The following is a 5,357-nucleotide window of genomic DNA, read 5'->3' on the forward strand; positions in this document are numbered from 1 at the left end:
CTCCCGTGGGGAGAGGGAGTAAAACATCGCGTCACCAGTTGAGTTATCTATACCATGAACATTAAAACCAAAGCGCCGCCAAAAGTCAGCGGTTTGATCAGCGCGGGCAAAATAGGCCCGGTTTCTGACGACGCACTAAGCCGCATGCCCGCCTTTGAACCCCTGGGTCAACCGGAGCCTTTGGAAAAGGCTCAATTGACGCCGGAGGAAAGTGATGGCTCGGCGGATTACTCTGGCATGGTCAAAAATATTCCCATTGAGAAGATCAAGCGGAGTCCCTATCAGAATCGGATAGCCCGTTCCACGGTGGAAATCGCCGATTTGGCCGAGAATGTGAAGGCCGATGGATTGAACAACCCCATCGTGGTCAGGCCATTGACTGATGGGTATTTCGAGCTGATTTCCGGCGAAACCCGATTGGATGCGTTTCTGCATTTGGAACGGCAGGAGATACCGGCGATCATCCGGGAACTGGATGATGTTCAGGCGGCCCGCTCCACCGTGTTGGATAATATATTCCATAATCCCCTGTGTGATTATGAGATATATAAAGGATTGAAGATATTGCTGGATTCCGGGGCGGTGCCGTCGATCCGGGCATTAAGCAAGGACACCCCCTACAGTAAGTCCCACGTCCATAGGCTGATGGCATTTGGGAAGCTCCCGGAGGACGCCATTAAGCTATTGGAAAGCGACCCAGGCATTATAGGCGCCAATGTGGCGGAGGCTTTGGCCGAGCAAACCGCGAAGGGATACCACGAGCTTGTGCTAAAGGCGCTTGAGCGGATAAGGGAGGGCAGGCTGAATCAAATGCGGGCCGTGGTTTGGATGGCAAGCCAAATTACCGAGCGCTCGGAGCCAAGCAAGCGGGTGGCTTCCCACAGCGATGGAAAGCCTTATGCCACCTTGACCCGCACGGGCGGCACCATAAAAATCACGACCGCGCGGAACGTGGATATTGATTTACTGGAAGAGGCGGTTTATGCCTTGCTGAGCAATAACCCGTCGGCTTTTCTCGCCTCAAAATAATCCGGCATATAGATAATTTAGGCGATTTCTGAAAAAGAGCTTGCCCATTCCTCCCAACCCCCTTATCCAGGGGGCTTTTTCTCACTCTTCTGGACTCCCGGCCGGCTTAACTTAGGGTTTGGCCGAAAACAACTTCCCGATTTCGACGCGGCTGGGCTGTCCGGCCCGTTCGCCGGGCGGAGTCGAAGCGAACGGTCAGGGCTGGCTTCGACTCCGCCCAGCCAGCGGCTTATCTTCCGCCACGTAGGAACATCAATGATCGACAAAACCTTTGCCTTCCTCCTCGACGAACTGAACGGCTTTCTCCACACCCGCTATCCCAGCAACGAACCGCACGCGGTGCTGTCGGCCCTGGTCAATCAGGATGGCACGGTGCCGACCGAGGTCGAGAACAAGCTGGTCCTGTCCCTGGTCAATGCCGAGCGCGAGTCGGCGGCGCCCATGTCCGGTATGCAGGGGCGGAAGGACGGCGGCGGCTACGCCCGGATCAACCCGGCCCTGAGCCTCAACCTGTACCTGCTGGTGGCCGCCCATTTCAGCAACAACTACGGGGAATCCCTCAAGTTTCTCTCGGCGGCGCTGGCGTTTTTCCAGGGCAAATCCGTCTTCACTCCGCAAAGCTCGCCGGCCCTGCCGAAGGAACTGGACAAGCTCAGCATTGAGATGGTCAGCCTGAATTTCCAGGAGCTCAACAACCTGTGGAGCATCCAGGGCGGTAAATACCTGCCCTCGGTCCTGTACAAGGCGCGCATGTTGACGGTGCAGGAGGGCCGGGTCGCGGGTCTAGTGCCGGGCGCTTCCGGCGCCGGCGCGGAGCTGTGAGGCATCGCCATGGCCGTATCCTATAAGCCGCTGTTTGCCCTCGAACTGCTGCACGATTATTTCGCCGACCGGGGCTGCCGCGCCCTCGATCTGGTGCCCACCGCCGAATGCCGTCGGCTGTTCGAGCGCTACCGGCTGATGTTCCGGCCCGCCCCGAACGGCGGCACGGTGTCCTTCGGGCTGCATCCCGAGATTGATTTCCTGGCGCTGTTCAACGAGACCACGCCCTTCACCTTCGTCCTGAACGCCACCGATCCGCTGTTCGGCAATTACACCGACCTCCCGCCGGCCGGCCTTTCGCCCTCGGAAAGCCTGTTTTATTTCGACAATCTCAAGCCCCAATCCATGGAGGCGCCCGGCGGCGAAAAGCGGCTGCTGCATCCGCCCGGCCTGGCCTGCGCCCACGGCCCGCTGCGGGTCTACCCAAAAGCCTTCGATTACCGCTTCGACCCACCCGCCCGGAACGCCCGGCTGCGGGTCAGCGACGCCCTGAAAAAACAGGCGGTGTGGGAAGCCCGGACGCCTGACCGGGAACTCACGAATTTTCCGGTGAACTTCGGCGATTTGCCCGATGGGCGTTACAGCCTGACGGTGGGCCGGAAAAAGCCGGTCGGCTTTTACCTCGGTGGCCGGCCCGCCGTGAAGCAATGGGGGGTGGTCCAGATTTTCGCGGGCGGTTCCGCCATGAGCGGCCACGTCCCGGAATCTGGCCGGGTGATTGGCCCCGAAGGGGGACCAGAGCCGAAGACCTTCACCCTGTGGTTCGGCAACCGGCGGACCCTGTGGCGCTACCACATCTTCAGCGCCGCGCCGGGGGAGCGGGATTATGGCGATTACCAATTGTCCGGCGTGAATAAGCGGCTAATCAAAAACGGCGGCGGCGACGGGCGGATTCCTTTCGTCCGTCGGCCCGCTCCGGTCAGCATCCAGGGCCGTCCGGCCTGGGTGTTCGAGTCGGAACAGGACATCCCGCTCTGGCAGTGCCCCGCCGACGAGCATCAATTCACCCTCAAGGGCAATGGCGGGCGGTCCTTTACGCTGCCCTATGCCGAAAGCGGCAATACCCGGCTTGACGACTCCGGGGGGACAAGGCGGATGTGTTCAGAGATATTTGTGTATCTCTAGGCGATTTTATTTGTGCATAAAACCCGTTAAGGTAACAGCGCGTTTTTTCTTTCCGCCGTTTTGGACAAACCGCCATGAAAGCCACCGCTCAAGCCCAATCCGAACAAAAACAACCCGCCGCTTCGCCCGCCCTGGCTCCGGTGGCCGAAACGTCCGCCTTTGTCGATAACCGCCCCGAAGCGGTGGCGCAACGGCGGCTGGCGGACATGATGGACAGCAGCCCCCGCGTGAGCCAGTTGCAAGGCATGGCGGCGATGATGAACAGCAGTCCTCGCGTGGTGGCTCAGCGCCGCCAGATGGAGAGCCTGGTCGGCGGGCTGGTCCAGCGGCAGGCGGAGGACGAGGAATTGCTCCAGGGAAAATTCGGAGTGGCGCAGCGGCAAGGGTTGGAAGAGGAAGAGCCGCCACAGGGCGAGTTCGACACGGCGCAGCGGCAGGCACCGGAGGAAAAATTGCTGCAAGGGAAGTTTGCCGCCGAACCCGCCCCGGCCCCGAACCGCACCGGCTTGCCGGACCACCTCAAGACCGGGGTGGAGAGCTTGTCGGGCTTGGCTATGGACGATGTGGGGGTGCATTACAACTCGGCGAAGCCCGCCCAGTTGCGGGCGCTGGCGTATACCCAGGGGACGGATGTTCATGTCGGGCCGGGGCAGGAGCAGCATTTGGCCCATGAGGCTTGGCATGTGGTGCAGCAGAAGCAGGGGCGGGTCAGGCCGACGATGCAGATGAAGGAGGGGATGCCGGTGAATGATGACGCGGGGTTGGAGCGGGAGGCGGATCATATGGGAAACAAAGCCAATACAATTATGGCAACCCAAAACGGTGTTATTGAAACAGGCCAAAACCATCTCAAACTAGAGAACAAGAACAATGCATTTAATTCACAGCCATATAAAACAATAATTCAAAGATGTGATAGCGAAGACGAGGAAGAGGGAAAAAAAGAATCAAAGCTCGAAATTCCTGATTACAAAACTTTAGTAAAGTCTCGTAATAAACCGAAGTTTGAAATATTTTCTTCCGAAAAAGAAGAGTATGACGAGAATTATATAAACAATGAACTTCCCACAATAAAAGTAATTCAAGAAAAATATAAAGAGACAAAAAAAATATGGAAAAAAAGCAAAAACAAGGTGACAACTGGGGAAGAATTCAAATTCGAGTACTACGGAGAGAAGATAAAGGCAAGGTTCGACACCACAAAATCCGGCGTTTGGCTAAGGATAGGAGGTGACGACGAATCCTCAAAAGCGTTGGGAGCGAAATCGGAATTATTTAATTCAAATGAACCATTTAAAAAAGGCTTCCTAGGAAACGAAGGTAGATACAAGAAAAAAGGAGACAAGGAAAAATATAGAGAAGGCTTAGAAGCTAGGGCGGTGGGAATTCTGGCACATGCTGGTGATGAGCCAGACACTGCTTATACAAATTATCTTATTGCTAATGGTGTTAACAGTAAGGAAGCCTATGAAGATGCCTTTGGAGTAGGGAAAAATCGTGGAGTTGGGGCATTTATTGGACAGAACTTCTCAGACAAATCATCTTTAACAAAAACACAAGGCCAGTATCAAGAGAACTTTAAGTTGGCATCTAAGATACACAAGCAAAAATCTACTAAAGTTGCGCCAACAGCTTCAAATCCATCCAAATTTACAAAGCTAACGTTATTACCAAAAAGCTCAACAATAAAGATTCATTCGGGCAAAAAGGAATTAACCAAAGAAGAAGCCGAGGATTCTTTTTATGATTCATATGTGGTTTCCAACAGAGATATAAAAAGGAAAGGAGGAGATATTCATGTAAGCGATCCTGAAAATGATTCAGATGAAGAAATAAAAAGGGTTTCAAAGTTGTCTAGCCATACCCGAAAGGAAGAAATAGCATATTTAGATGAGCAAATAGAAAAACTTAAAAGAAAGAGGCGGCTATCACTTGCATCTTTAGAAAAAGAACAATCCAAGGAAAAGCAAAGGAGTAAAAAGAGAAAGCTTGAAAGTCAGTCAAATTTAAAAAAGAAGAAGGTATCAAGTGCGGAAGAATCGAGTTCGGTGGAGGAAGAAGAGAGTAGTAAAAAACCGTCAGGTAGAGGCAGGGGAAGGGGGAGGGGGCGAGGAAGAGGAGGTAAAAAGCAGATAATAAGCAGGCCACTTTCGAAGGAGAAGGTGATATCGAGCTTGGAAGAATCGAGTTCGGAGGAGGAGGAAAAAAGCGGAAAAAAACCGTCGGGTAGAGGTAGAGGTAGGTAAGCCTTCAACGCTCCCATCTGTAATCCGCTGAGCCGCCCGGTCATGCTCGGCCTTTTGCGCGAGGTGGAGCGATGGCGTTATCGGCCTATTGGCAGGGGCATATCGAGGCCTGGCAGACGAGCGGCCTCACCCAGG

Annotated in this window: 4 protein-coding genes; all 4 read left to right on the forward strand. The window is 54.5% G+C overall.

Annotation, left to right across the window (positions count from 1 at the left end; all coding sequences use genetic code 11):
- Window positions 1-54 precede the first annotated feature (54 nt).
- The 4 genes from ACXWUF_RS17825 (at window position 55) to ACXWUF_RS17840 (ending at window position 5,222) form a co-directional block, all read left to right on the forward strand.
- The gene (locus tag ACXWUF_RS17825; protein WP_458497955.1) at window positions 55-1,029 is read left to right on the forward strand and encodes a ParB/RepB/Spo0J family partition protein; all 975 of its coding nucleotides are present in this window, start codon (window positions 55-57) and stop codon (window positions 1,027-1,029) included.
- 255 nt (window positions 1,030-1,284) lie between these two features.
- On the forward strand, window positions 1,285-1,851 hold the full coding sequence (locus tag ACXWUF_RS17830) for a DUF4255 domain-containing protein (protein ID WP_458497956.1): 567 nt from the start codon (window positions 1,285-1,287) through the stop codon (window positions 1,849-1,851).
- A 9-nt stretch (window positions 1,852-1,860) separates the two neighbouring features.
- Window positions 1,861-2,976, forward strand: a complete 1,116-nt coding sequence (locus ACXWUF_RS17835) for a hypothetical protein (protein ID WP_458497957.1) — start codon at window positions 1,861-1,863, stop codon at window positions 2,974-2,976.
- A 74-nt stretch (window positions 2,977-3,050) separates the two neighbouring features.
- Entirely contained in the window at window positions 3,051-5,222 is a 2,172-nt protein-coding gene (locus ACXWUF_RS17840) for an eCIS core domain-containing protein (RefSeq protein WP_458503332.1), read from the forward strand.
- Window positions 5,223-5,357 lie beyond the last annotated feature (135 nt).

Source organism: Methylomagnum sp. (assembly GCF_054333355.1).

Coding starts and splice junctions, on each gene's coding strand:
- ACXWUF_RS17825 (WP_458497955.1), top strand. CDS start 55: ATGAACATTAAAACCAAAGCGCCGCCAAAAGTCAGCGGTTTGATCAGC.
- ACXWUF_RS17835 (WP_458497957.1), top strand. CDS start 1,861: ATGGCCGTATCCTATAAGCCGCTGTTTGCCCTCGAACTGCTGCACGAT.
- ACXWUF_RS17830 (WP_458497956.1), top strand. CDS start 1,285: ATGATCGACAAAACCTTTGCCTTCCTCCTCGACGAACTGAACGGCTTT.
- ACXWUF_RS17840 (WP_458503332.1), top strand. CDS start 3,051: ATGAAAGCCACCGCTCAAGCCCAATCCGAACAAAAACAACCCGCCGCT.